We start from the raw sequence: 23,607 nt of genomic DNA, 5'->3' as shown, positions 1-23,607 counted from the left end.
TGGCGCTGCGCCCGGCGCCATCCCTGTGGGAGCGCACCCTCTGCGCGACAAGCCTACGGAGCGGTACACCGCAGCGTGGCTGTCGCGCACAGGGTGCGCTCCCACAGACAAGCCCGCGCGGCAGACGGAAGAAGGGATGACTAAAGCCGATGCGCAGCGAGGCCCAGCTTTAAGTCCTCAGGGATTCGGGCGCGTTGCGCAGCGCTTTGCAGTACCCGCTGTGTACCCTCGGAGGTTGTCCCACAACAGCGCGCCTCAAGCGTTCGGGCTTATCCCAACACGATGCTGCGGGCGTTTTAGGCCACTCTCTTGGGTTACTTTCGACGCGAAGCTAGTCCCGTGAGATCTCTTGGGCCAGCAAGAGAAAAGTGACTCGAGCGGCGGCAGCCGATCGAAACGCCCGCCGCGTAGGCGGCACGCTGGCCACTAGGCGACGGCCAGAAACCGAGGCTCTGGATGACCAGCCATCCGGCTGTTGAAGAGCGCCTCCGGCCCTCGCCCCCTCTTGTGGGGTGCGCCGGGATGACGATCAAGATAAGAAAAGGGGCCGCATCACTGCGACCCCTTTCATCACACTCAGCGATCAATGATCCGCCCCAGGCCCCGCCTTAGCCCCAAACGGCGGCCGAGCCATCCACACCACGCCGATCAGGCAAATAAACACCCAACCCAGCATATGGAACACCTCATTAAATGAGATCTGATACGCCTGCTGATTGATCAACTGCTCCAGCAACCCATTGCTGGCCTGACCCGTCACACCCACCGCCTTCAGCGTCGTCTGCGCCGAGTTGTCGTACGGCGTGAAGTGCTCCGTGAGGTGCGCGTGATGCACGATCGCGCGGTGATCCCACAGGAAGGTTGTCAGCGAAGCCGAGAAGCTCGCGCCCAGCGTACGCAGGAAGGTAGCCAGGCCGCCGCCAGCCGCAATCTCATTAGGCCGCAGGTCCGATAGCAGAATGGTCGTGACCGGCATGAAGAACAGCGCCACGCCCAGACCCTGGAACAACTGCACGCCCGCGACGTGCATGAAGTCGATCTGCAGGAAGAAGTTCGAGCGCATGAAGCACGTGGCGCCCATGATCAGGAACGCGCACGAGGCAAGCAGGCGCATATCGGTACGCGCCGCGTATTTGCCCACGATAAAGGTCAGCATCACCGGCAGGATGCCCAGCGGCGCGGCGGCGAAGCCCGCCCAGGTGGAGGTGTAGCCCACGGTGCGCTGCAGCCACTGCGGTATCAGCAGGCCGATTGCAAAGAACGCCGCATACGCCAGCACCAGCGCGATGGTGCCCGTGCGGAAGTTGTGATGGCGCAGCAGCTTCAAGTTGACGATCGGTTCGTCGTCGGTGAGTTCCCAGATCAGGAAGACGGCAATCGCGATGGCCGACACGATCGCCGTGACGATGATGAAGGTCGAGTTGAACCAGTCTTCGTCATTGCCTTTATCCAGCACGATCTGCAGCGCGCCCACGCCGATGATCAGGGTGATCAAGCCTACGTAGTCGATCTTTGGCCGCGTGGTGACATCCACGCGCCCCTTCATCTGGTTGGCGACCACCATGCTGGCGAAGATGCCGATGGGCACGTTGATGAAGAAAATCCACGGCCATGAATAGTTGTCGGTAATCCAGCCGCCGAGGATCGGACCCGCAATGGGCGCGACCACCGTCACCATCGCCAGCAAAGCCAGCGCCATGCCTCGTTTGGCCGGTGGATAGATCGAGATCAGCAGACTCTGCGTGATCGGATACATCGGTCCGGCCACCGCACCCTGGATGGCGCGGAACAGGATCAGCATCGGCATGCTCTGCGCGGTGCCGCACAGGAAGGAGGCGAGCGAAAACAGCATCGTCGACCAGATGAACAGCTTCACCTCGCCGAAGCGGCGCGTGAGGAAGCCGGTCAACGGCAACGCGATGGCCGTGCTCACCGCGAACGAGGTGATCACCCAGGTGCTCTGGTTGACGCTCACGCCGAGGTTGCCGGCGATGGTCGGCAAGGACACGTTCGCGATGGTCGTGTCGAGCACCTGCATGAAGGTGGCCAACGAGAGACCGATGGTGGTCAACGCGAGGTTGCGCGGCTGGAAATTTTGGCTCATCGCACGGATAACCTGCGGTTTGAAGAATTGGCGCTGCGAAAGTTCCGAAGCGGCCTCGGTTCCTGCTCGTCATCCCGGCGCAGGCCGGGATCCAGATGCGACACGGCGTGAAGGTATCGGCACATGTCGACGCTGACGTCACTGGATTCCGGCCTACGCCGGAATGACGCATCAAATGGCCATGGCGGCGTGTCATGGAGGCGCTCGCGCGCAGCCACTTGCACCGCCAAGTCCTTACTGCTTCTGACCTTCACCCGCCATGTTCGCGTGGATGATGTCCGCGATCATGCCGTCGGCCTTGGCCAACTGTTGCTTGTACACATCGGTGGTAAATGCCGGCTGCGTCGGTGCCTGCTTGGCAAGCAACGGACCGCTGGTGTCATGCAGATTCACCGACACCTTGGTCGACAGGCCGATGCGCAGCGGATGTTCTTCGAGCTGCTTGGGATCGGTGAAGAACACGCGTACCGGCACGCGCTGCACGATCTTGATCCAGTTGCCGGTGGCGTTTTGCGCAGGCAACAGCGAGAACGCACTGCCGGTGCCCACGCCCAGGCTCTCGACCTTGCCCTTGTAGGAGACCGAACCGCCATACACGTCGGCGCGGATTTCCACCGGCTGGCCGATGCGCATGTTGCCCAGCTGGGTTTCCTTGAAGTTGGCATCGATCCACACGCCATGCAGCGGCACCACCGCCATCAGCGGCGTGCCCGGCGCCAGGCGCTGGCCGAGCTGCACGGAGCGCTTGGCCACGTAGCCGTCGACCGGCGCCAGCAGCGAGGTACGCACATCGTCGAGGTAAGCGGCGCGCACTTTGGCGGCAGCCGTCTGGACGTCCGGATGCGAGGCGACGACGGTATCGTCCACCAGCACCTTGTTGGTCTGCAGCTGTTGTTGCGCGGTGGTGAGGGCACTCTGCGCGGTGGTCAGTGCATCCATCGCATGCGACAACTCTTCGGCCGAGATGGCGCCGGACTTGGCGAGATCGCGGCGACGGTTGTAGTCCTGCAGCGCCTTGTCCACCGCGACTTTGCGCACAGCCACTTCGGACTGGGCACCGCTCACGTTGCTGTAGAGGCCGCGCACTTTGCGCACAGTGCCGGCAAGATTGGCCCGAGCCTGCTCAAGCGCGACATCGGCATCGGCCGGATCGAGCTTCACCAGCACGTCGCCGGCATGCACCAGGTCGCCATCGTCGGCGCCGATGGTGATGACGGTGCCGGTCACCTGCGGGGTGATCTGCACGAGGTTGCCGTTGACGTAGGCATCGTCGGTGTCTTCGAACCAACGGCCTTCAACGAAATACCACACGCCCCAGCCGATGGCGGCAAGCACCAGCACAGCGACGAGTCCCTTCAACAGGAAACCGCGACGGCTCTTGGGGGGTTGGGCGGCTGCGGTCTCGGCAGCAAGCGGATTCTGGCTAGACATGGGGATAGCCTTTAGAGCGAATGTTCAGAGGAAGATTGGACGGCCACATCGGCCTGGCCCGCCTGCGGACGGAAACCGCCGCCGAGGGCCTGGATAAGCTGTACGGAGAGATCGACCTGCTGCGACTGCAGGGCGGCGAGACGCTGCTCCGCGACCAGCAACTGCTGGCGCACGATCAACGCTTCGAGATAGCTGCCCACGCCGGCCTTGTAGCGCTGCTCGGCGAGCTGCCAGGCCTGCGAGCCGGCATCCACCGCATGCTGCTGGGCGGCGACCTGCTCCTGCGCGGACTGCACGGCGTCGTAGCCGTCGGCCACTTCGTTCACCGCACGCACCAGCGTCTGGTTGTACTGGGCTACAGCCTCGTCGTACTGCGCGTCCTTGGCGGACAAGTTGGAACGCAGGCGGCCGCCGTCAAAAATCGGCAGGCTCAGCGACGGGCCAAAGGTGTAGAAACGCGCCGGCAACTGCAGCGGATTGATGCTGCCGAACGCGGCCACGCCGGCCATCGCGCTGAGGCTGACGTTGGGCATGAACTGCGTCTTGGCGACCTTGATCTCCTTGCCCGCCGATTCCACGCGCCAGCGCGCGGAGACGAGATCGGCGCGGTGGCCGATCAGTTCGGTCGGCACGTCGGCCGGCACTGCCAGCGCGGCAGGATTGAGTGCCTGCGGGCGGCCAATGTCGAGACCGCGATCCGGACCCTTGCCGAGCAACACCGACAACGACGAACGCGCCGCGTCGATGGCGCGATTGGCCGCAGCCAACTGCTGGTCCGAGTTCGCCACTTCGGTTTCGCTCTGCTTGAGCTGCAACTGATTGTCGAGACCGGCGGACACGCGCTGTTGGGTCAGCTGGCGCGCGGTCGTGGCGCGATCGTGCTCGGCCTTGGCCACGTCCTGCTGCGCATAGGCGTACGACAGCTGCACATAGGCGCGCGCGACGTTGGTGGAAAGCTCAATGCGCGCGGCCTGCTGTTCGATTTCAGCGGCATGCTGCTGGCCGACGGCGGCTTCCCACGCGGCGCGCTTGCCGCCCCACAGATCCAGGTCCCAGCTGAAGCTGGCGCGGGCGTCCTTGAACCAGGTGAACTTGCCGCCGCCGAGTTCCGGCGGCGCGGCGGTCAGCGGCAGACGCTGACCGATGACGTTGGCGCCGGCAGTCGCGCTGGGGCCGCGCTCGGCATCGGCCGCGCCGGCTTGCGCCTGCGCCTGGCGGGCGCGCGCGTCGGCCACGCTGAGGCTCGGGTTGTCCTTCAGCGCTTCGGCGATCAGTGCGCTCAGCTGGGGATCGCCCAGCCCGGTCCACCAGTCGTCGGAGGGCCAGGCGGCGGGGGAGAGCGTGGCGCCGGACAGGCTGCGATCGGCCTTCAGTGACGAGGCCTCGGTCAGCGTGCCTTCCGGGTGCAGGCCGCCACTGCTGACGCAGCCCGCCAGAGCGAGTGAGAGGCCGGTGGCTGCCGCAAGGATTTGCAGACGCATGGCGTAGGTTTCCAAGAGTAGAAGCGGGTCAGTTCATATCGCGGAGCGCGTTCAGCACGCGCTCCAGGTAATCGCGCAGCTGTGCGCGCTCGGTGGGGTCCAGCGCCTTTTGCGCGGCGTCGAGCACGTGTTCGTTGCAGGGCGTCATCTGGCGCCACATCTCTTCTCCCGCCGGGGTCAATTCGATGCGAAGGGCACGGCGATCCTGTTCGTGCGGCAAGCGGCGCAACAGGCCTTTGCCTTCGAGCTGATCGAGCTGGCGCGTCATGGCGCCGCCATCCAGTTCCACCGCGCGGGCCAGTTCGCTGGCCGACATCGGACCCATCAAGGCCAGGCGCTTGAGGATCAGGAACTGGGTGAAACGCAGCTCGATGCCCCAGGACTGCAGTTCGGCTTCCATCTTGCGGACCAGTTCGCCACGAACCAGGCCAATAAGTACGCCGATGCTGTCTTGCGGGTAGGAAGAGGAATGGGAGGAGGTCATGGGCGGCAATTTTATTGCCGAAATAATATTTGTCAAGGCAAATATGTGTTGGTCAGATTTTGCTCGGACAAGATCTTCCCCGGCCTCAACGAGGTCCCTCCCGCATCTCGTCCTCCAGCCAGGTCCGCAGGGCTGGGTGACGCACTTCAAACAGCTCGAACACGCCCAGCGCCCGCAGTGTCGGCAACAGGGCGACCAGTCTCGGCTCCAGGGCACGACGACTGGCTTCGGGCAGGTCGGGGTCCAGCATTTGGTGGGCACAGGCCACGAACGCCTCGAGCGGCTCGGTCTCGGCGGTGGGCATGCGTACGGCAATCATCGACATGGATCGGCTCCCTTGGACGCCGGGGCGGCGCCGCGCTGGCTGAATCAAGACGCGTATCGGCGTGCGGGCGTGACGGCTCCGGATCAAGCAGGAGCTATGGCACGGGCCGGCAAACCGCGACTGACGGCACGTTCGACACCGCGAGCGGCGGCAGCGGTGGGGATCGGGCGAGCATGATTGGGCAGACGGGCGAATTACTGTTAGCGTTATTTGGTCAAAGTTTGTCGAGAATCAGCCATGGCCCATGTCAGCGAGCGCGACGAGAACCGCTTCCACGAGCTCATCGAGCGCGGTGAAGGACCCTCGGTGATCGCCTACTGGACCGAGGGCGAGGCCGCCAGCGAGTACCACGACGGAACCCGCGAGTACGGCTGGCACTCTCACCTGCGTGGGCAGCTCTACTGTGTGGAAAGCGGACTGGTGCATGTGCGCACGGCCCAAGGTTCCTGGCTGCTCCCGCCGCACCGCGCCGGGTGGATGCCGCCCGGCGTGGAACACACCGTGACGCTGAGCGGCCCGATGACCGGCTGGGGCGTGTTCGTGACCCCGCCCGAATGCGGCCGTTTGCCTACCGAACCCTGCGTGATCGGCGTGACCGAGTTGATGCGCGCACTGGTGCGTCGCGCCAGCTCATGGATATGGGAAACGCAGCTGGACGAAAGCCAGGAGCGGCTGACTACGGTGCTGTTGGAAGAAATCTGCCGCGCGCAACGCGAACCCTTGCACCTGCCGATGCCGGTGGATCGCCGCGCCTTGCGCATTGCCGTCGCACTCCTGGAAAACCCCAACGACAACCGTGGCCTCGATGAGTGGGCAGGCTGGGCTGGCCTGTCGCCACGCAGCCTCAGTCGCTTGTTCCGCAGCGAAACGGCGTTGAGCTTCGCCCAGTGGCGACAACTGGCTCGCCTGACGCACGGCCTGGAACGTTTGGCCGACGGTGAAGCGGTGTCGGCCGTCGCCGATGCCTTGGGCTATGCGAGCGTGAGCGCCTTCGTGGCGATGTTCCGCCGGAGTTTTGGGCAGCCGCCAGCGCGATATTTCGCGGCGCAGGGCGCGCAGTAGCACATCAAGTTCGCACCTCACCGCTTGTCTGTGGGAGCGCACCCTGTGCGCGACCGCCACGCTGGGTGTATCGCTCCGTAGGTTTGTCGCGCACAGGGTGCGCTCCCACAAAGAGCCGATCGGCAATTTTGATCCGACACCCACGACGTGCGCGCTCCCTTGCAGGTGCGCACCTTGTGCGCGACCGCAGCGCTGGGGTGTATCGCTCCGTAGGTTGGTCGCGCACAGGGTGCGCTCCCACAAAAGATCTGCCCGGCCTCCGGCAGGAGGGCGGAAGCCCGCGGCAGGCGAGCCAGGTCGCGGTATCGCGACAACCAAGCGCAAAGTCACTGGATGACCAGCTTTGCTGTTGGGAAGCGCCTTCGCCCCCCCTCTTGTGGGGAGCGCCGGGATGACCAACCAAAGAAAAAGCCGCTCCAGCTGAAGCGGCTTCCCAAGGTTGCCCACTCACCACCGTAAAGGTGGCAATGCCCCAACCCTCTCCCCGCAGGGGAGAGGGAGCAGAGCGTGTTACTGCTTCACCGGCTTCACGTACGTATTGAACAACTCATCAATGCGCCGGTACTCGTCATACCAGGAATCCGCATGCGTAAACCCATGCCGCTCCATCGGATACAACGACATCCAGAAATTGCTCTTGTGCAACTCGATGAAGCGCTGATACATGCGAATGGTGTCGCTGGTCAGCACGTTGTCGTCGATCAAACCGTGCTGCATCAACAGTGGGTCCTGCAGCTTGTCGGCAAAGTTGATCGGCGAACTGACCTGGTACGACTCCGGATCGAGCTGGGGATCGTTGAGGATGTTGGAGGTGTACTCGTGGTTGTAGCTGGTCCAGTCGGTGACCGGACGCAGCGCGGAACCGGCAGCGAATTCGCCCGGCGCGCGCAGCAGCGACATCAGCGTCATGAAGCCACCGTAGCTGCCGCCGTACATGCCCACGCGCTTGGTGTCGACGCCATGGTTCTTCACCAGCCACGCCTTGCCGTCGAGCAAGTCTTCCAGTTCCGGATGGCCCATCTGGCGATAGATCGCCGTGCGCCAGGCGCGGCCGTAGCCGTCCGAAGCGCGGTAATCCATGTCGAGCACCACATAGCCCTGCTGCACCAGCAGGTTGTGGAACATCTGTTCGCGGAAATAGTTGGAATACGACAGCGTGACGTTCTGCAGATAGCCGGCACCGTGCACGAAGATCACGGCAGGGCGCGACGCTGCGGCGGCTTCATCGGCCGGGCCGTAGTACTTCGCCCAGATCGTGCCGGCGCCATGCGACGACGGTACACCGACGATCTTGGGCTGGATCCACGCGTGCGCAGTGAACGCCGGCTTCATCGTGTTGGTGAGTTCACGCGATGCGCCGCCGTCGACGCTCTGCACCGCCAGCTGCGCCAGCGTGTACGGCGCCGAATGCAGCACGGCGAGCTGGCGACCGTCGGGCGATAGCGCAAAGTCGTCCATGCCCTGCACCTGGGTGAGGCGGGCAAGTTCGCCGCCGGCGCTGGGCACGCGGTAGACGTCGTAGCTATACGGCGCGACCTGGTTGGTGCGCACATAGAACCACTGGCCGTCCTCGCTCAACGCCGGATGGCTCACTTCGAACTTGCCGCTGGTGAGCGCCTTGGCCTTGCCGCCGGGCGCCTTCGTATAAAGCTGCGAGTAGCCGGTTTCTTCGCTGAGATACCACAGCGTGCGGCCATCCTTGAGCCAGCCGAAATCGTTGAAGTTCCAGTTGATCCAGGCGTTGTCGGTGAGGCGGTGCTGCGTGACCAGCGCGTGCTTGTCGAAGTCCACGCTGGCAATCCAGCGATCCTTGTTGTCGATGGCGCGCAGCTGGATGGCCACGTTCTGGCCGTCGTCGCTCCAAACGATGCCGCCACCGCCGCCGTCGTCGGCATTGGAGACGATGCGTACCGGACGGATCTCCGGCGCCTTCAGCGCCTTGGCTTCATCGCCCTTGCCGTCCTTCTCCAGCGCGGCCACCGTCTTGGTGCGGATGTCCTTGAGCGGATCATCCTTGATGCCGGGGAGGCCGTCGGTCTTCAGCGAATAGAACTTGGCGGACTTCAGATCCACCAGCACCATCGACTGCGGCGCGGGATCGTTGCGGCCCACATAGACGCGCGTTTCCTGCTGCTCGGCGTAACCCGAGTCGGTCACGTAATGGGTGACTTCCGGACGCTTGCCTTCCTTCGCACCCTTGGGCTTGGTCACCACCACCATCCAGCGGCCGTCGGGCGACAGTTCGGTGTCGGCCGGCTCGCCGCCTTCGCCCAGGTAGATGGGCTTGGGCGCGCGGCTGGGATCGGCGGCGATCAGCGCGTCGTCGTTGTCGCGCGAGGCGTCCTTGTCGGACTTGTTTTCACGCAGCGAGCGGAACAGCTCCAGCTGCATGTCCTTGAGCTGGTCGGGCTTCTTGGCCTGCGGATCGTCGACAAAGCGCAGCACGGCGGCCGGCGCGCTCACGCCGGAGGCGAGGTCGTAGACGAACCAGTTGTTGGCCTGGCGATACTGCAGGCTGCGGCCATCGCTGGAGAAACGCGGCGCGGTTTCCGGCTCGGTCGAACGGGTGACCTGCACATGACGACCGGTGGTGAGATCGACCATGAACACGTCGCCGTGCATCACATAGGCGGCGTGGCGATGCGTGCGGTCGTACACCGCCGGGCCTTCGGCCTGCGCCATGGCGGCGGGATCGAGCTTGGTGGACTGGCCACCGGCGGCATCGACGCGGTACAGGTCGCGCACCTTGCTGCCGTCGCGCTTGAGCGAGTAGTACAGGCTATGGCCATCCACGCTCCAGTAAGGCTGTTCCACCGCGGCGCCGATCCAGTCGGGATTGGCCATGATGGTTTCCAGGTCCAGCTGACCGCCGGACGACGGGGGCGACAAGGCCGCCGCAGGCAGCGTGGCAAGGGCGGCAAGGCCGGCGAACAGCGTTCGGCGCATGGATGGCTCCACAGTCAAAACGTCGGAGCATAGCCAAGCCTCCGGCGCGCACAAGCGCCGATGGTCCCGTACAAACTGATCGCCTAGGCAGGTAGTCTTACCGGTTATCCCCAAGCCCATGTCGGGCTTCTGGCCGGCATCTTGTCGGCCAACCCTGCGGGCCATGCGTTCCGTGAGGTTCTCCTGCGTGTCTTCAAGGCATGCTATCCCCCTAGAAAGACCCAGCACGGCGAACAACATGCCCCTCCCTACTGTCGAGATCGAAACCGCTCCCAACCCCGGCCACAGTGTGATCTGGCTGCATGGACTGGGGGCCGACGGCAACGATTTCGCCCCGATCGTGCCGGAGCTGGTGTCGCCGGCGTGGCCTGCGCTGCGCTTTGTTTTTCCGCATGCGCCGGTGCGACCGGTGACGGTCAACGGCGGCATGCCGATGCGCGCCTGGTACGACATCGTGGGCGTCGACCTGATTTCCCGCCAGGACGAAACCGGCATGCGGGCGTCCATTGCCAGTGTCGAGGCGCTGATCGCCCGCGAGAACGAGCGCGGCGTACCCAGCTCGCGCATCCTGCTCGCCGGCTTTTCGCAGGGTGGCGCCATCGCGCTGGCGGGCGGCCTGCGCCATGCCGAACCGCTGGCCGGCATCATTGCCCTGTCCACCTACCTGCCGTTGCAGGACTCTTTCGCCAGCGAACGCAGCCCCGCCAACGGCCACGCCTCGGTGTTCTGGGGCCATGGCACCGCCGACCCGATCGTGCCGCTGACCCGCGGCGTGAGCTCGCGCGATCTGCTGCAGTCGCTGGGTTATTCGGTCAGCTGGCACACCTATCCGATGCCGCACTCCGTATGCGGCGAGGAAGTGGCCGACCTGAGCCAGTGGATGACGGTGCGCCTGGGCGTCTGATGGCCGTCTGCTGCCGGCGCTCGCTGGGATGGCGCGCAAAGTAGCCTGCTCGCGCATGCGGCATACTCCTTCACATGAGGGAGTCCACCACCACAGCACCGGCGCCAAGTCGCGCGGAACATCGCCCGCTGCCTGACTTCTGCAGCGGGCCGGTGATTTTCGCGCTGCTGATCATGGCCTCGGTCACCGTCACGGTGATGTGGCTGGCACCCAACAACAGTCACGGCTGGCGCGGCTTCAGCGTGGGCATGTTGTTCGCCGACTGGCTGGCCGTGGTGATCGGCGTGGCCTTGTGCAAGTTGCGTCCGCTTTTCCTGCGCCTGCCGGGTCATGCGTCGTATGCCGCCGTGTGGCTGGCGATGGTGTTGATCGTGATGGCCGGCAGCGCGCTGGTGCACTGGATGGACGGCGTCATGCAGATGGGGCTGCTGCGTGACAGCACCGGCGACTTCGTGCTCAACAATACGGTGATCGCCGCCTTGCTCGGTGCCGCGATGCTGCGCTATTTCTACCTGCTGGCGCAGTGGCAGACCCGCCTCGAGGCAGTCTCGCAGGCTCAGGTGGCAGCGCTGCAGGCGCGCATCCGTCCGCACTTCCTGTTCAACAGCATGAATACGGTGGCGGCGCTGGTGCGGGTGGATCCCGCCGCGGCCGAGCGCACGGTGGAAGATCTTTCCGAACTGTTCCGCGCCGCACTGGGCGAACACAGCACACGCGACGGCACGCTGGGCGAAGAGCTCGGCCTGGTCGATCGCTATCTGGACATCGAGCAGCTGCGCTTGGGCGAACGCCTGCGGGTCAGGCGCGAGCTGGACGATCTGCCCGATACGTTTCCGCTGCCACGCCTGCTGTTGCAGCCGCTGGTGGAAAACGCGGTGCGGCATGGCATCCAGCCGTTGCGCGAAGGCGGCGAGGTGATCCTGCGCGGCCGGCGCGAGCGCGGCGACATCCTGATCGAAATCGACAACCCGCTGGCCAGCGAGCCAGCGCCCGGCGGCCACGGCCACGGCCTGGACAACGTGCGTCGCCGCGTGGCCTATCGCTATGGTCCGCGTGCACGCGTGATCGCGGGCCCCGAAGGCGAACGTTTCATCGTGCGCCTGCTGCTGCCGGAAACCTAGAACCGAACCCATGCGCGTACTTATCGTTGACGACGAACCCCTCGCACGTGCACGCCTCGCGGCGCTGCTGGGCGAATGCCACGATGTCGAAGTGGCCGGCAGCGTGGCCGATGGCGAGGCCGCACTCGAAGCGCTCGGCGAGCTGCAACCGGACGTGCTGCTGCTGGACATCAACATGCCCGGCATGAGCGGCACCGCACTGGCGCAACGACTGGCCGGCAGCAAGCGTCCGCTGGTGGTGTTCTGCACCGCCTACGAAAGCCATGCCTTGCATGCGTTCGACCTGGGCGCCGTGGACTATCTGCTCAAGCCGGTCCGGCTCGAACGACTCAACGAAGCCTTGCAGCGCGCACGCCAGCGCCTGCAGCAGACGCCGCGCGATACGGGCGGCTATCTGCACGGGCGCTTGCGCGGCGAGCAGGTGCGCGTGGCGCTCGACGACGTGGTCTGCCTGCTGGCCGAAGAGAAGTACGTGGTGGTGCAGCACCGCGGTGGCCAGCTGCTGTTGGAAGAATCACTGCGCCAGTTGGAAGAAGCCTATCCGGACACCCTGATACGCCTGCATCGCAATTGCCTGGTGCCGGCGCAACGGCTGCTTGGCCTCAAGACGCTCACCGATGGCCGCGTGCTCGCACGACTGGGCGGCACCGAGCTGATGCCCGAAGTGAGCCGACGCAATCTGCCGACCCTGCGCAAGCTGCTGCGCATGGGTTGAAGCGGCGAGCACCATGCCTCGCCGCTTCGCGCGTCGCGATCAACGCGACGCCAGCTCGCTGCTCTCGGCGCCATCGCCCTGCGATGCATAGCCGATCAGTTGCTTGATCAGCGTCCGCTCGCTGGCGGTCCAGTGCAGTGTGCTGCGGCGGGTGGCGTTGTCGGTGCCAAAGCGCACGGGATCGCTGAGCGCCGCGGCGCGATACCAGGCCACGGCCACGTCGCGCTGGCCCGACGCGGTATAGGTCAGCGCCATCGCCATCGGCACCCATTGCGGGCGCTGCTGCGGACGCAGCGAGAGATTGCGTTGGAAGGCTTCGAGCGCACACGCCGGGTCGTTGAGGTTGATCATGCTCCAGCCGACTGCCCACAGCAGGCGACGATCGTTCGGCTTGATGCGCAAGGCGCGATGGAAGTTGATCTGCGCCGCGCCCGCGCGATGCGCGCTCGCCGCCAGCCAGCCTTCGTCGGTCAGTTTGCGCACGGGCGAAAGCTGCGGCGCCGTGCTGGGATAGCCACCCTGGTTGAACGTGGATGCCTCGGGCAAACCACGCGCGGATAGGTCGGGATCGGTATATGGCCGTCCATCCGGCAGCAGCACGGGCAGCGCTGTCGTAGCGCTGCTAGTGACCGGTGGAACATTCGCCGCGAACGCGGCCTGGCCGACGATGATGAAAAGGACGCTGCCAACTACCCTGCGGATCTTCACGACAACACTCCTTGCTGTCCCATCCCGGGCGCAGGATAGCTGCTAGTGCGGCCGGCTACCTAATGCAGCCACGGCAATAATTACGCGACAATGGGGCCCCCGACGACGCCTCGTGCGACGCCCCCACCGAGATCACCATGACGCCAACCACGCTGCGCATCGCCACCCGCAAGAGCGCACTCGCCCTCTGGCAGGCTGAACACGTCGCGGCGGAGCTGCGCCTGATCCATCCGGGGCTGTTCGTCGACCTGGTGCCGTTGTCGACGCGAGGTGACGAGATTCTCGATCAGCCGCTGGCCACGATCGGCGGCAAGGGCCTGTTCCTGAAGGAACTGGAAGTGGCCATGCTGGAGGGACGCGCCGACCTGGCGGTGCACTCGTTGAAAGACGTGCCCTCCGAGCTGGAACCGGGCTTCACGCTGCCCGCCATCCTGCCGCGCGCCGACGCCGCCGACGCCTTCGTGAGCAACGACTACGCCAGCCTGGCCGCGCTGCCGCTCGGCGCCCGCGTGGGCACCTCCTCGCTGCGCCGCCAGGCGCAGTTGCGCGCCGTGCGTCCGGACCTGACCCTGCTCGACCTGCGCGGCAACGTGGGTACACGCCTGTCCAAGCTCGACGCCGGCCACTACGAGGCGATCCTGCTGGCCTGTGCCGGACTGGAACGCCTGGGCCTGGCCTCGCGCATCCGCGGCCGTCTCGCCGCTCCTGACTGGCTGCCCGCGCCGGGACAAGCCGCCATCGCGATCGAGGCACGCTCCGATCAGCCCGACGTGCTGGCCTTGCTGGCGGCCCTGGACGACGCCCAGACCCGTCTGGCCGTCACCGCCGAGCGCGCCATGAACCAGGCCCTGGGCGGCAGCTGCACGGTGCCGGTGGGTGCGTGGTGCACGCTGACCGAGCGCGGCCTGCACCTGCGCGGCATGGTGGGCGACGTGCGCAGCGGTCGCCTGCTGCAGGCGCAAGCCGAGGCAGAAGGCGATCAGGCCGAGGCGCTGGGCAAGCAGGTGGCGGAAGCGCTGTTCGCGCAAGGTGCCGGCCCGCTGCTGGGCCACTGAGTCCAAAGAAAAGCCGCCCCATGGACCCGTCGTCGACGGCCAGCCAGGGCGGCTTGGGCAAAGCGCGAACGCTTAGAAGTTGTACAGCAGGTTCGTCGTCACCAGCGAATCGGTGCTCTGCGTGCCGGGCTGCACGTCGCTGTTGTAGCGCAGCTGATAGCCGAGCTTGAGCGCCACCTTCTTGGTCATGCTGACCGACAGGCCGATATCGTTCTGGTAGTACTTGTTGTCCGAGCCCGCTTCGATCAGCAGCGTGTCTTCGAATGCGGTGTTGTCGGTGAGGCGGTACTTGTAATTGACCAGACCGCGGCCGACCGCTTCGCTCACGGTGTTCTGGCGCACGCGCACGGTTTCGGTGGTGCCGTCGGGCTGGGTCACCGCCTGGTCGACGTCGGCGGGGCGATAGCGCTTGTAACCGGGGCCGGCTTCGAACGACAGCTCGGTGCGCTCCGTCTTCAGCGCGATATAGCCGTAGCCGACCGAGACAATGCCCTGCCACAGGTTGGCGCCGAAATCGTCGTGCTCATAACGCGCGGCCGTCACGATGTAGCTGCGCGGATCGAGCTTGTAGCCCACCGAGGCGCCGCTGTCGTAGCGATTGGCCGTGGTGGTGAGGCGGTCGATGGTGTTGCCTTGCTGGTCCTGCACCTCGACTTCGCCCTTCGAACGCAGGCCATTGAGGAAGAAGTTGTTCTTCCACATGTCGTTTTCCTGGCTCACGCCAAGCTTGGCGTTGATGTTTTCCGAGCGGGAGTTGCCGTAGGAGGACGCGAAACCGAATTCGCCCGAACCCGTCCACCCGCCGTTGTTGGCCGGATTGGATGACGCGTCGTCGGCTTGAGCGCCAAAACTGGCCAGCGCTGCGAGCAAGGCGCCCGCCATCAGGGTGCTTTTCATCTGAGATTGTTCCTTTTTCGTTAAAATATGCAGGCCGCCACCTTAGCGGGGCGGATTGAACTGCCTGTGAACCGGGGGAGGTTTTGTTCAGCGCTGACGCGCGACGGGCCCCTCAGGGGCCGTCTGGCAAGGCTGCCAGGGCTTCATCATACAAACTTAGCTCGGTCGCCATGCCTACCGTGCAACTCACGGCAGCCAGGGCGGCCAGGGCGAGCCAGCCGTCCTCGAAGCTCATCAGCAACAACGCAACGCACGGCACCGCATACACCAGCAGTGCGGCCAGATAACGCTTGGGCTGCAATTCCAGCCGACCGCGCGGGGCGGCCACCCGCTGCAGGGTCGCCTGCCAGCGCAGGCTCTCCACCAGCCCGCGCAGCAGCGCCAGCACCAGCAAGCCGACGATCCACGTCAGCGGATGCAGGATGGTCTCATCGGTGTTCTGGCCGGCCGTGCACAGCCACAGCCATAGCCCGCCGCCATAAGTGGCCGACACCACGCGACTGAGCGGCAACTGCGTGGCCAGATGCGGGTCCATGCCAGGCGCCTGGCGCTGAGCATCGGCGTAGGCCGCCACGATGATGCTGCCGAAGCAGCACAAGGCCATTGCCGCGCCCGATAGGCGCGTCGCCCAGAACGCATTGTCACCACGCGCCAGCCCCGCCACCGCCAGCACCGGCAAGGCGCAGGCGAGTGCCACCAAGGCATCGCGCGTGGGGCGCGATGCCTTGAGGATGACCCAACCGTGCCAGTGCTCCATCCAACGCGAATGCACACAGGCGGCGAGCAGCCCCATCGCAACCAGCGATGCACCCAGCGCCACCGGCACCAGCACATCGCCACGGCCATCGGGATACACCCCCACCGCCAGCGCGAGTCCGAGCACCATCCACAATCCAAAGCCGTCGTAGCCGCTGACATGCAACAAGGTGGCTGCCAAGGGACGTGGCCGCGCCCGCACCGGCAGGGTCTGGCTGCTGACGAGAGCAAAGGGCTGTGCTTGGCGGTGGGACTTCATGAGCGTGGCGTCTTTTGTACGTGAAGGGGGGATCACGTGCGCGTGACCGTGGCGTGGTCTTGCTGAATCCAACCATTTGGTGGACTTGCGGCTTGTCTCAACGGTGCGCATGCTACGCAGAGGCAGCCGTCGAAAATCATTTCATGGATCGTTACGAGCGCATTCTCACCCTGCACCGATTGCTGAAGTCGGCGCACTATCCCGTGCCCCTTCCTCGCCTGATGGACGAGTTGGAGTGCTCGCGTGCCACGCTGTATCGCGACGTGGCGTTTCTGCGCGACGCGCTGGGCGCGCCCATCGAAAGCGCCGGCGGCGAACACGCCGCGTTCCGCTATGCGGTGGGCGAAGGCGAACGATTCGAACTGCCGGGATTGTGGCTGACCTCGGATGAACTGGCGGCGCTGCTCGCGCTCAACGAACTGATCGGTCGCAGCGGGCCGGGCGTGCTTGCCGGTGCGCTCGCGCCGTTCAAGGCGCGCATCGAACATCTGCTGTCCGACCAGGGCACCGGCAAGACATTGCCGATCGAACGCATCCGCGTCATCGCCTGGGGCGAGCGCAAACTCGACCAGCAGGTGTTCCGTGTAGTGGCCGGCTCGGTGCTTGAACGCAAGCAGCTGCGCTTCCGTTATCGCGCGCGCACCACCAATGCCGACAGTCATCGCCGCGTGTCGCCGCAACGCCTGACGCACTACCGCGACAACTGGTATCTCGATGTATGGGATCACGACCGCGAAGCGCTGCGCAGTTTTGCGGTGGATCGCATTGCCGAGCCGCAATCGCTCGAAGATCCCGCACGCGATGTGGTCGAGCAGGAACTCAACGACGCGCTGGCCTCCAGCTACGGCATCTTCGCCGGCAAGCCTAAGGCCTGGGCCACGCTGCGTTTCTCGCAGCACGCCGCGCGCTGGGTCGCCGACGAACACTGGCATTCGCAGCAGAAGGGCGAGTGGCTGTCCGACGGCCGCTATGAGCTGCAGGTGCCGTATTCCAATTCCAAGGAATTGCTGATGGACGTACTCAAGTACGGCCCGGATGCGGAAGTCGTGGCGCCCTTGTCGCTGCGCGAGGAAATGAAGATCCAGCTGCAGCTGGCACTGGGCGGCTATCAATGAGATAAGTGAGTGAACAGGAGCGAGCAGTGAGAGAAAGCCCTTGCGCGCGCTCTCACTTCTCACTACTTCCCACTTACTTCTTGTCGTCTGAGCCATGAGCGCCACTGATATCGCCGATCCCTCGACGCTTCCTGCCGAAGCCAACGTCACCAGAAAACCGACCGTCGCGCTCGCACTTGGTTCCGGAGGCGCGAAAGGTTTGGCGCATATCGGCGCCATCGAAGAGATCGAAGCCCAGGGTTACGAGATCGTCGCGATTGCGGGTACCTCGATGGGCGCGCTGATCGGCGGCATCTACGCCACCGGCAAGCTGAGCCTTTACCGCGACTGGGTCTGTTCGCTGGCCAAGATGGATGTGCTCAAGCTGGTCGACTGGACGCTGTCCGGCGGCGGCCTGATCAAGGGCGAGCGGATCATCGAGACCATGCGCGGACTGATTGGCGACATCGCCATCGAAGATCTGCCCATCGCCTTCACCGCCGTCGCCACCGACCTGGACCGCGAACGCGAAGTCTGGCTCACCCGCGGTCCGCTGTTCGATGCGATTCGCGCGTCCATCGCCATTCCGACGATTTTTCGTCCGCATACCTTGTCCGAGCGACGCCTGATCGATGGCGGCCTGCTCAATCCGGTGCCGGTGACGCCGCTGATCCGCGATCCGGCGGACTATCTGTTTGCCGTGAGCATGGACGGCCCGCCCGATGCCGGCACGCCGGACGAGGTCCCAGCAACGCCCACCCCGAGCAACGAGGGCTATCGATCGCGCATCGGCGACTTCATCGGCAAGCTGCTGCCGCACGGCACCGAAAAGCCTCGCGAACCAGGCATGCTGGAACTGCTGATGCAATCGATGGACTTGATGCAGGCCAATCTGTCGCGCCTGCGCCTGGCGGCCTACGAGCCCGATCTGTTGATCCGCATGCCGCGCAATGTCGCCACGGTGTACGAGTTCTATCGCGCCGGCGAATTGATCGAGATGGGCCGCCGGCAGGCGCGCCTGGCCTTGGCCAACTGGCAGCCCACGCGCACGGGTGTGTTTACCGGCCGCTCCTGAGCGATCAATGCTGGCCGTTGGCCTTCAGCAGCGCATCGAGGTAGCACTTCAATGCCACCGCGTTGTTGTGCTCCTCATCTCGCGCGCCGAACAACAGCGTGATGCGATGACGCGATGCCTGCGTCAGCAGAGGCCGCCAATGCTCGGCGGCGGCATCGAGTTCGGTGGCGTAGCGATGCCGGAAACCCTCCCAGCGGGCGGGGTCGTGGCCAAACCATTTGCGCAGGGCCGTCGACGGCGCCAGCTCCTTGCTCCAGGCATCGAGCGCGGCGTCTTCCTTCTTCATGCCACGCGGCCATACGCGGTCCACCAGCACGCGATAGCCATCGCTCTTGGCGGGCGCCTCATAGATGCGCTTGACGGTGATGCTCATGGACGGGCGGCCTCCCGAAGCACGAATCATCAGCATACGCCGATGAAGAACGCGTTGTGGGAGCGCACCCCGTGCGCGAACGCGGTGCCGGATAGCACCGCGATCATCGGTAGCGCAGACCAACATGTGGGCCAGTCGCGCACAGGGTGCGCTCCCACACACAGGTAGGTCAGTCGCTAACTCAGATCTCTTCGACCTGGGTGACCTTGCCACGGCGCATCAGCCAGGCCACGCCACGCAGGTCGGCAATGCCTACCCACAGGCGATCGAGCATGCCGTACTTGGAGGTACCCGCCGTGCGCGGGCGATGACCCACCGGCACGCTGGTGCTCTGGAAACCCGCACGCTTCACCAGCGCCGGCAGATAGCGGTGCATGTGGTCGAAGTAGGGCAGGCGCATGAACACGTCGCGATCGAACAGCTTCAGGCCGCAACCGGTGTCGGGCGTCGAATCGCGCAGCATGCGCGAACGCACCGCGTTGGCGATCTTGGAAGAGATGCGCTTGTTGAAGCTGTCCCGACGCGTGGTGCGCCAGCCGGCAAACAGGCGCACATCCGGGCCACTCTGTTCGCGCTGGGCGAGCAGCTTGGGAATATCGGCCGGGTCGTTCTGGCCATCGCCGTCGAGGGTGGCGATCCACGGCGAACGCGCCGCGCGCACGCCATTCCACACCGCCGTGCTCTGGCCGCTGCGGGTGAGGTGGCGCACGATGCGCAGCTCCGGGTACTTCGCCTTCTCCGCCGCCAGCACGGCCACGCTGTCGTCGCTGGAGTCGTCGTCCACATAGACGACCTCGAAGTCCACCTTGCCACGCAGGGCAGCGGCGATTTCGGCGAGCAGCGGCGGAATATTGTCGCGCTCGTTGAACACCGGCACGACGACGGACAGTTGTGGCATGGGGAGGGCCTTGGTCTCTAACAGGGGGCGCGTGGGCGCCAGGGGCCTATTCTAGTGGGTGGAGGGGCTGGCGTCAGGCGGCGGGGCTGCTGAGGGGACTTCCGGCGCTCGACCGAGCCTCGGATGAATGCTGATCGCCGCTCTTAAAGCCGAGCCTCCGCCGTCGTGCGGGCTTGCCTGTGGGAGCGCACCCTGTGCGCGACAAGCCTACGGAGCGGTACACCCAAGCGTGGCGGTCGCGCACAGGGTGCGCTCCCACAAAGAGCCGGCCGGCAACGCTGACCGCCCCCACCGGCGTGCATCCCTTGTAGGAGCGCACTTGTGCGCGACCGCTGCGCCAGGGTGTAACGCTCCGCCGGCTGGTCGCGTACAAGTGCGCTCCTACAAAAAAAAAGCGCCCGGCTAGGCCGGGCGTTTGGTGGCGCTTGGCGCCAGGGGCCCCGTATGGCGCGACGGGCGCAATGACGGGAAGAAGGGCGAAGCAATTCGCCTCAGCGAATCTTCCCCAAAATCCCATCCAGCTCATCATTGCTGTGATAGTGGATCACCAACTTGCCCTTGCCCCCGCGCCCCTGCGCCAACTCCACGCGAGTGGCAAAGCGCTCGCCAAGTTCGCGCTCCAGCGCGTCGACATTGGGATCACGCGACGGCGTGTGCTTGGCCTTGCCCTTGGGCGCCGTCTGCGCGCGGCGGGCAGCTTCTTCCAGTTCACGCACGCTCCAGCCGTGGCGGGAGGCTTCCAGGGCGAGGCCTTCGGCCATGCTTTCAGGCAGGGTGATCAGGCAGCGGGCGTGGCCCATTTCCAGCTTGCCTTCGTCAAGCAGGCGCTTGATGGAAGCCGGCAGCTCGGTCATGCGCAGCAGGTTGGAAACGGATGCACGCGAGCGACCGACAGCATCGGCCGCTTGCTGATGGGTGAGCGCGAAGTCGTCGATCAGGCGCTTGAGCGCGTCGGCTTCTTCGAGCGGCGTGAGGTCCTGGCGCTGGATGTTTTCGATCAGCGCCATGGCGGGCACCGCCACTTCCGGCACGTCCTTCACCAGCGCCGGCAGTTCCGACAGCTGCGCGCGCTGCGCGGCACGCCAGCGGCGCTCGCCGGCGATCAGCTCGTACTGGTTCTTGCCGATGGCGCGGACGACTACCGGCTGGATCAGCCCCTGCGCGCGTATGGAGGCCGCCAGTTCGTCCAGCGCCTCGTCGTTCCAGTGACGGCGCGGCTGGTACTTGCCGGGCTGGATCTGCTGGATCGGCAGGTGGCGCAGTTCGCCTTCCTGCTCGAGCACCGAGGGCTTGCCGGGTTCGTCATTGCCGCCGAGCAGCACATCGAGCCCGCGTCCCAGGCCTCGTTTTTTCGCAGCGGACATGCTTACTCCTGATGGATGTCGACGATGTCGTCGAGCGTCTCGTCACTCTCGTGCAGCGTCGGCGTGACCACGTCGTTGGCGTGTTCGAGCGCCGCGGCCTGCTGGTTGCGATCGCGGCGGATCATCTCGCCGGCCAGGCCGATATAGGCGATGGCGCCGCGCGAGCTGCGGTCATACAGATGGATCGGCTGGCCATGGCTGGGCGCCTCGGCCAGACGCACGTTGCGCGGAATGATCGAACGCAGCACCTTGTCGCCGAAATGCGTGGTCAGCTGCGCGGATACTTCGTTGCCAAGGTTGTTGCGCACGTCGTACATGGTGCGCAGCAGGCCTTCGATTTCCAACGTGGGGTTGAGGCGCTGGCGCACGGCCTTCACCGTGTCGAGCAGGCTGGAAAGACCTTCCAGCGCGAAGTATTCGCACTGCACCGGAATCAGCAGGCCGGTGGCCGCCGTCAGCGCATTGAGTGTCAGCAGGTGCAGCGATGGCGGACAGTCGATCAGCACGATGTCGTAGCGATCGGCGATCTTGGACAACGCGTCCTTGAGGCGGCTTTCGCGCGCAATCGCGTCCATCAGCTTCAGTTCGGCGGCGGTAAGGTCGCCGTTGCCGGGCAGCAGGTCGTAATGCGCTTCGGTCTTGACGATGGCCTGTTCGATCGGCGCCTCGTCCAGCAGCACCTCGCAGCCGTTCGGCTTGGCCACGCGCTTGTCCACGCCCGACGCCATGGTCGCGTTGCCCTGCGGATCGAGATCGACCAACAGCACCTTGCGCTTGGCGGCAGCCAGCGCGGCGGCGAGGTTGACGGCGGTGGTGGTCTTGCCGACACCACCTTTCTGGTTGGCGACAGCGATGATGCGGGCCATGGTGTCGTCGATACCGTGAACGAGTGAAAAGGGGGCTAGATTAGCAGCCTGCTCAGCCAGCGGTGCGGCCTAGTACCACAAGGTGACGCTCGCCACCCACGTCGGGCACGGCGAGCGCATGGATGGCGCGAACCTCAAAACCGGCGGGCACGCCCGGCAGTTCCTCGTCCGGATGCCTGCCCTTCATGGCAAGCCAGATGCCGTCCTTGGTCAAAAGGTGACCACCCCAGGCCAGCATGTCCTCCAGGCTGGCGAAGGCGCGGGCGGTGATGCAATCGAACTGGCCTTCCACTTGTTCCACGCGGGATTGCACCGCGCGCACGTTCTCAAGCTTGAGTGAGCGAATCGCCTCGCGCAGGAAGCGGACCTTCTTGCCATTGGAGTCCACCAGCAGTACCTGCAGCTCCGGGCGCGCAATCGCCAGCGGAATGCCGGGCAGGCCTGGGCCTGTGCCCAGATCGGCCAGCGTCTGGCCCTGCACATACGGCAGGATCGCCAGCGAATCGACCAGATGGCGGCTGACCATCTCCATTGGATCGCGGACCGCGGTGAGGTTGTAGGTGGCATTCCAGCGCGCCAGCAGCGCCTGGTAGTCGAGCAGGCGCTCCACCGCGCCCGCCGGCAAGCTCACGCCAAGCGCGGCTATGCCGCGCTCCAGCCGGGTTTGCAGGTCTTGGCGTGAGGTCATGGGAGAGCCTTGCTGAAAGGGGACAGGCAAGTATCCGGGTGTCAGCGGTGGGACGCCAGTTCAGGGCAACCCGTTGTGGGAGCGCACCCTGTGCGCGACAGGCGCTTGAGCGCCTCGCGAGAACCGGTTGTCGAGGTGGCGCTCGGGCGCCTGTCGCGCACAGGGTGCGCTCCCACAACCAGGTCAGCTCCAGCTACAAGACAAAGAAAAGCCCGCTGTAGCGGGCTTCAAGGGTCTCCCCTGTGGCGGGTGCTCTGAGGCCACCTTCGCCAGGGCCTGTCCGGCAGCACACCGGATCAGGCGAATTCCAGCTCCACCCGCGTGACCATCATGCCGCGCTCGCGCAGGGCGCCGTTCATGCTCTGCTTGAGGCGCGAGCCCAGGTCGCGACGATCGGCGCTATACGCCTCCGGCTCGTCCCGCAGCGCCGCCAGGGCACCGCCACGGATCAGCTGGTCGGCGTGGTCGATCACCGCGTCGGCACGTTCCGGCTCCAGCACCTGCCAGTACACCGTGCCGCGCACGTCGTGGGCGTCGGCCAGCAGTTCCTCGAAGCGCAGCACCTGGCCGCTGAGGTTGATGCGGTGCTCCACCCGGTCGATCAGCGGGAGCGACATGTGGGTACCCGGCTGCAGCAGGCGGTACGGCTTGCCTCGGCGGTAGAGGCTATGCACCTGGTCGGCCGGCACGCGCTTGATCGCAGCGACGAAGGTCGCGATCAAGGCCAGGACAACGAGTGTAATCAGGGCATTCATAATAAAATACAGCGAGTTATGTGTGTTTTCTTCGCAAGAACTGTAAGTTGATAGTACAGCTACTTGCACCTGTTTAGATTAATCCTTATTTAACGACATTCCTGCGCCCGCTTACAACCCAACTTTCGAGCTAAGTTGCTGATTTTGAGAACTTGCTAGCAGGCACGGTGGACATGCATTGATCTTGCCAACCGGCTGGGCGCGGCTGGTACTTCCCTTACAAATCGTTAACGGCGGCCGACACGC

The 23,607-nt window shown here is 65.2% G+C and carries 22 protein-coding genes; 7 read left to right on the top strand and 15 right to left on the bottom strand.

All coding sequences use genetic code 11. From position 1 onward, the window contains the following. Window positions 1-583 precede the first annotated feature (583 nt). The 5 genes from AC1DMY_RS19945 to AC1DMY_RS19925 all read right to left on the bottom strand — a co-directional run bounded on the left by AC1DMY_RS19945 (window position 584) and on the right by AC1DMY_RS19925 (window position 5,825). Window positions 584-2,104: a DHA2 family efflux MFS transporter permease subunit gene (locus AC1DMY_RS19945; RefSeq protein ID WP_477166591.1), complete on the bottom strand. Its 1,521-nt coding sequence runs from the start codon at window positions 2,102-2,104 to the stop codon at window positions 584-586. Between the two features lie 234 nt (window positions 2,105-2,338). Continuing rightward, a complete protein-coding gene (locus AC1DMY_RS19940) occupies window positions 2,339-3,535 on the bottom strand; it encodes an EmrA/EmrK family multidrug efflux transporter periplasmic adaptor subunit (protein ID WP_477166590.1) in 1,197 nt (398 codons plus the stop codon). Between the two features lie 11 nt (window positions 3,536-3,546). Continuing rightward, on the bottom strand, window positions 3,547-5,016 hold the full coding sequence (locus AC1DMY_RS19935; RefSeq protein WP_477166589.1) for an efflux transporter outer membrane subunit: 1,470 nt from the start codon (window positions 5,014-5,016) through the stop codon (window positions 3,547-3,549). A 28-nt stretch (window positions 5,017-5,044) separates the two neighbouring features. Then, the gene (locus AC1DMY_RS19930; protein ID WP_477166599.1) at window positions 5,045-5,416 is read right to left on the bottom strand and encodes a MarR family winged helix-turn-helix transcriptional regulator; all 372 of its coding nucleotides are present in this window, start codon (window positions 5,414-5,416) and stop codon (window positions 5,045-5,047) included. Between the two features lie 169 nt (window positions 5,417-5,585). Continuing rightward, complete coding sequence (locus tag AC1DMY_RS19925; protein WP_046970428.1) at window positions 5,586-5,825, bottom strand: hypothetical protein; 240 nt, start codon at window positions 5,823-5,825, stop codon at window positions 5,586-5,588. A gap of 237 nt (window positions 5,826-6,062) precedes the next feature. Between AC1DMY_RS19925 and AC1DMY_RS19920 the strand changes: the two genes are divergently transcribed. Next, window positions 6,063-6,887 (top strand): AraC family transcriptional regulator, encoded by an 825-nt coding sequence (locus tag AC1DMY_RS19920; RefSeq protein WP_477166588.1) that lies wholly within the window; start codon window positions 6,063-6,065, stop codon window positions 6,885-6,887. Window positions 6,888-7,397: 510 nt separating this feature from the next. Here AC1DMY_RS19920 and AC1DMY_RS19915 read toward each other — a convergent pair. Further along, window positions 7,398-9,833 carry a S9 family peptidase gene (locus AC1DMY_RS19915; protein ID WP_477166587.1) on the bottom strand — a complete coding sequence of 812 codons (2,436 nt, stop codon included), beginning with the start codon at window positions 9,831-9,833 and terminating at the stop codon, window positions 7,398-7,400. 238 nt (window positions 9,834-10,071) lie between these two features. Between AC1DMY_RS19915 and AC1DMY_RS19910 the strand changes: the two genes are divergently transcribed. The 3 genes from AC1DMY_RS19910 to AC1DMY_RS19900 all read left to right on the top strand — a co-directional run bounded on the left by AC1DMY_RS19910 (window position 10,072) and on the right by AC1DMY_RS19900 (window position 12,573). Beyond that, a complete protein-coding gene (locus AC1DMY_RS19910) occupies window positions 10,072-10,737 on the top strand; it encodes an alpha/beta hydrolase (protein WP_477166586.1) in 666 nt (221 codons plus the stop codon). Window positions 10,738-10,811: 74 nt separating this feature from the next. Beyond that, window positions 10,812-11,858, top strand: a complete 1,047-nt coding sequence (locus tag AC1DMY_RS19905; protein ID WP_477166585.1) for a sensor histidine kinase — start codon at window positions 10,812-10,814, stop codon at window positions 11,856-11,858. A gap of 10 nt (window positions 11,859-11,868) precedes the next feature. Then, window positions 11,869-12,573 (top strand): LytR/AlgR family response regulator transcription factor, encoded by a 705-nt coding sequence (locus AC1DMY_RS19900; protein WP_477166584.1) that lies wholly within the window; start codon window positions 11,869-11,871, stop codon window positions 12,571-12,573. Window positions 12,574-12,612: 39 nt separating this feature from the next. Here AC1DMY_RS19900 and AC1DMY_RS19895 read toward each other — a convergent pair whose 3' ends face one another. Further along, complete coding sequence (locus tag AC1DMY_RS19895; RefSeq protein WP_477166583.1) at window positions 12,613-13,281, bottom strand: tetratricopeptide repeat protein; 669 nt, start codon at window positions 13,279-13,281, stop codon at window positions 12,613-12,615. Between the two features lie 137 nt (window positions 13,282-13,418). On the opposite strand from AC1DMY_RS19895, the gene hemC reads away from it, so the two are divergent. Next, window positions 13,419-14,336 (top strand): hydroxymethylbilane synthase, encoded by a 918-nt coding sequence (hemC, locus tag AC1DMY_RS19890; RefSeq protein ID WP_477166582.1) that lies wholly within the window; start codon window positions 13,419-13,421, stop codon window positions 14,334-14,336. Window positions 14,337-14,408: 72 nt separating this feature from the next. Here hemC and AC1DMY_RS19885 read toward each other — a convergent pair whose 3' ends face one another. Next, window positions 14,409-15,233, bottom strand: a complete 825-nt coding sequence (locus tag AC1DMY_RS19885; protein WP_477166581.1) for a DUF481 domain-containing protein — start codon at window positions 15,231-15,233, stop codon at window positions 14,409-14,411. A 112-nt stretch (window positions 15,234-15,345) separates the two neighbouring features. Continuing rightward, the gene (locus AC1DMY_RS19880) at window positions 15,346-16,248 is read right to left on the bottom strand and encodes a hypothetical protein (RefSeq protein WP_477166580.1); all 903 of its coding nucleotides are present in this window, start codon (window positions 16,246-16,248) and stop codon (window positions 15,346-15,348) included. 143 nt (window positions 16,249-16,391) lie between these two features. Here AC1DMY_RS19880 and AC1DMY_RS19875 point away from each other — a divergent pair, with 143 nt between their 5' ends. Next, window positions 16,392-17,363 carry a helix-turn-helix transcriptional regulator gene (locus tag AC1DMY_RS19875; RefSeq protein WP_477166579.1) on the top strand — a complete coding sequence of 324 codons (972 nt, stop codon included), beginning with the start codon at window positions 16,392-16,394 and terminating at the stop codon, window positions 17,361-17,363. A gap of 94 nt (window positions 17,364-17,457) precedes the next feature. Further along, complete coding sequence (locus AC1DMY_RS19870) at window positions 17,458-18,417, top strand: patatin-like phospholipase family protein (protein WP_477166578.1); 960 nt, start codon at window positions 17,458-17,460, stop codon at window positions 18,415-18,417. Between the two features lie 4 nt (window positions 18,418-18,421). Here AC1DMY_RS19870 and AC1DMY_RS19865 read toward each other — a convergent pair whose 3' ends face one another. The 6 genes from AC1DMY_RS19865 to AC1DMY_RS19840 all read right to left on the bottom strand — a co-directional run bounded on the left by AC1DMY_RS19865 (window position 18,422) and on the right by AC1DMY_RS19840 (window position 23,361). Continuing rightward, window positions 18,422-18,790 carry a DUF488 domain-containing protein gene (locus AC1DMY_RS19865; RefSeq protein ID WP_441611151.1) on the bottom strand — a complete coding sequence of 123 codons (369 nt, stop codon included), beginning with the start codon at window positions 18,788-18,790 and terminating at the stop codon, window positions 18,422-18,424. Between the two features lie 181 nt (window positions 18,791-18,971). Next, window positions 18,972-19,688, bottom strand: coding sequence for a glycosyltransferase (locus AC1DMY_RS19860; protein ID WP_441601851.1), 717 nt, complete (start codon window positions 19,686-19,688; stop codon window positions 18,972-18,974). Between the two features lie 491 nt (window positions 19,689-20,179). After that, a complete protein-coding gene (locus tag AC1DMY_RS19855; RefSeq protein WP_441601850.1) occupies window positions 20,180-21,052 on the bottom strand; it encodes a ParB/RepB/Spo0J family partition protein in 873 nt (290 codons plus the stop codon). A 2-nt stretch (window positions 21,053-21,054) separates the two neighbouring features. Beyond that, window positions 21,055-21,918, bottom strand: a complete 864-nt coding sequence (locus tag AC1DMY_RS19850; protein WP_477166577.1) for a ParA family protein — start codon at window positions 21,916-21,918, stop codon at window positions 21,055-21,057. A gap of 52 nt (window positions 21,919-21,970) precedes the next feature. Continuing rightward, window positions 21,971-22,606 (bottom strand): 16S rRNA (guanine(527)-N(7))-methyltransferase RsmG, encoded by a 636-nt coding sequence (gene rsmG, locus AC1DMY_RS19845; protein ID WP_477166576.1) that lies wholly within the window; start codon window positions 22,604-22,606, stop codon window positions 21,971-21,973. 296 nt (window positions 22,607-22,902) lie between these two features. Continuing rightward, the gene (locus AC1DMY_RS19840) at window positions 22,903-23,361 is read right to left on the bottom strand and encodes an SPFH domain-containing protein (RefSeq protein ID WP_477166575.1); all 459 of its coding nucleotides are present in this window, start codon (window positions 23,359-23,361) and stop codon (window positions 22,903-22,905) included. Window positions 23,362-23,607 lie beyond the last annotated feature (246 nt).

Source organism: Dyella sp. 01L423 (genome assembly GCF_056399945.1).
The sequence above is the reverse complement of the archived record's forward strand: the minus strand, read 5'-3'. Positions and strand labels throughout refer to the sequence as shown.

What these genes read in the sequence shown, in the direction of transcription:
- AC1DMY_RS19920 (WP_477166588.1), top strand. Translation starts at nt 6,063, where the DNA reads ATGGCCCATGTCAGCGAGCGCGACGAGAACCGCTTCCACGAGCTCATC.
- AC1DMY_RS19885 (WP_477166581.1), bottom strand. Translation starts at nt 15,233, where the DNA reads ATGAAAAGCACCCTGATGGCGGGCGCCTTGCTCGCAGCGCTGGCCAGT.
- rsmG (WP_477166576.1), bottom strand. Translation starts at nt 22,606, where the DNA reads ATGACCTCACGCCAAGACCTGCAAACCCGGCTGGAGCGCGGCATAGCC.
- AC1DMY_RS19900 (WP_477166584.1), top strand. Translation starts at nt 11,869, where the DNA reads ATGCGCGTACTTATCGTTGACGACGAACCCCTCGCACGTGCACGCCTC.
- AC1DMY_RS19860 (WP_441601851.1), bottom strand. Translation starts at nt 19,688, where the DNA reads ATGCCACAACTGTCCGTCGTCGTGCCGGTGTTCAACGAGCGCGACAAT.
- AC1DMY_RS19935 (WP_477166589.1), bottom strand. Translation starts at nt 5,016, where the DNA reads ATGCGTCTGCAAATCCTTGCGGCAGCCACCGGCCTCTCACTCGCTCTG.
- AC1DMY_RS19910 (WP_477166586.1), top strand. Translation starts at nt 10,072, where the DNA reads ATGCCCCTCCCTACTGTCGAGATCGAAACCGCTCCCAACCCCGGCCAC.
- AC1DMY_RS19945 (WP_477166591.1), bottom strand. Translation starts at nt 2,104, where the DNA reads ATGAGCCAAAATTTCCAGCCGCGCAACCTCGCGTTGACCACCATCGGT.
- AC1DMY_RS19865 (WP_441611151.1), bottom strand. Translation starts at nt 18,790, where the DNA reads ATGAGCATCACCGTCAAGCGCATCTATGAGGCGCCCGCCAAGAGCGAT.
- AC1DMY_RS19880 (WP_477166580.1), bottom strand. Translation starts at nt 16,248, where the DNA reads ATGAAGTCCCACCGCCAAGCACAGCCCTTTGCTCTCGTCAGCAGCCAG.
- AC1DMY_RS19905 (WP_477166585.1), top strand. Translation starts at nt 10,812, where the DNA reads ATGAGGGAGTCCACCACCACAGCACCGGCGCCAAGTCGCGCGGAACAT.
- AC1DMY_RS19925 (WP_046970428.1), bottom strand. Translation starts at nt 5,825, where the DNA reads ATGTCGATGATTGCCGTACGCATGCCCACCGCCGAGACCGAGCCGCTC.
- AC1DMY_RS19840 (WP_477166575.1), bottom strand. Translation starts at nt 23,361, where the DNA reads ATGAATGCCCTGATTACACTCGTTGTCCTGGCCTTGATCGCGACCTTC.
- AC1DMY_RS19850 (WP_477166577.1), bottom strand. Translation starts at nt 21,918, where the DNA reads ATGGCCCGCATCATCGCTGTCGCCAACCAGAAAGGTGGTGTCGGCAAG.
- AC1DMY_RS19915 (WP_477166587.1), bottom strand. Translation starts at nt 9,833, where the DNA reads ATGCGCCGAACGCTGTTCGCCGGCCTTGCCGCCCTTGCCACGCTGCCT.
- AC1DMY_RS19875 (WP_477166579.1), top strand. Translation starts at nt 16,392, where the DNA reads ATGGATCGTTACGAGCGCATTCTCACCCTGCACCGATTGCTGAAGTCG.
- AC1DMY_RS19870 (WP_477166578.1), top strand. Translation starts at nt 17,458, where the DNA reads ATGAGCGCCACTGATATCGCCGATCCCTCGACGCTTCCTGCCGAAGCC.
- AC1DMY_RS19855 (WP_441601850.1), bottom strand. Translation starts at nt 21,052, where the DNA reads ATGTCCGCTGCGAAAAAACGAGGCCTGGGACGCGGGCTCGATGTGCTG.
- AC1DMY_RS19930 (WP_477166599.1), bottom strand. Translation starts at nt 5,416, where the DNA reads ATGGAAGCCGAACTGCAGTCCTGGGGCATCGAGCTGCGTTTCACCCAG.
- hemC (WP_477166582.1), top strand. Translation starts at nt 13,419, where the DNA reads ATGACGCCAACCACGCTGCGCATCGCCACCCGCAAGAGCGCACTCGCC.
- AC1DMY_RS19940 (WP_477166590.1), bottom strand. Translation starts at nt 3,535, where the DNA reads ATGTCTAGCCAGAATCCGCTTGCTGCCGAGACCGCAGCCGCCCAACCC.